Consider the following 909-nt stretch of genomic DNA (forward strand, 5'->3'; position numbering starts at 1 on the left):
GCCCACTAGTATGCCGGTTGAGGCTGCACCAGGTAATACTTCCGCGGCAGCTGCTTCTCCAGCACTTCGTTGGACTGGCCATAGGAGAGATCTCGTTGAAATTGGATATGCCCTGTACCTCCATGGAGATTTTGGCGATGCTTCCATCAAAGAGATCATGGAATCCTTCGAAGTCGCATTCAATTTCGAACTGGGGGAGTACTATGACCATTTTACCGACATACGACAACGTAAAAATTCTACCATTTTCCTCGATAAATTAAAAACCCATTTGGTCCGATATATTGAACGTGAAGACGATTGATCTCTGAATATTTATTAGCCTGGCTGGCTAATCGTTTCGAAAATAATTTGTATGACAGGTATGCACCTCCGGTAGTTACTGCCACGTGCATACCTTTTTTGTTGCAATTTTTTCACACTTGTTGCAAAAATAGATTATAGCCAGGCTGGCTATACCCTGGCTAATCATTCAAATCAAATCCTCCAGCTTTGTGTCATAAAATTTACTAACATGACTAACACATACAACATAGCCCGAACAGATGGTAGCGTAATGGTACCAGTATTGACTGAAAGTGGTAGTCTTATGGCCTACGTCCTCTATCCGGACACTACAGGGACACTCCAGGAACTCTACTCCTGGATGAGCATTCCCAGACAGTTTCCGTACAGTGTTCAGGCAATTCCCAGGCAGATTAACACCCATACAGGTACCACCCGGTGCGGGACCTTGTACTATAAAAATGCTATCGGCTGTACCGGTCAGCCAATTATTCAACAATCTAAAAGAAAAACTATGTCCAAATCCAGTATCACAGGAGCCACAGGAGGCGCATCTGCCGACAGGATAAAAAACGATGCGGCCTTTGAGCGTACCCGGGAGAACATGGCAGAGTTTAGTCGTGC

General features: G+C 44.9%; 2 protein-coding genes. Both read left to right on the plus strand.

Annotation, left to right across the window (positions count from 1 at the left end; genetic code table 11):
• A partial coding sequence (locus tag J7I42_RS34985) for an RteC domain-containing protein (RefSeq protein WP_209145222.1) occupies positions 1 to 304 on the plus strand: 304 nt, incomplete at its 5' end.
• Positions 305 to 514: 210 nt separating this feature from the next.
• Positions 515 to 909: hypothetical protein (locus J7I42_RS34990; protein ID WP_209145224.1), on the plus strand; the 395-nt coding region annotated here is incomplete at its 3' end.

Origin of the sequence: Niastella soli (genome assembly GCF_017742245.1) — a bacterium.
GTDB lineage: Bacteria > Bacteroidota > Bacteroidia > Chitinophagales > Chitinophagaceae > Niastella > Niastella soli.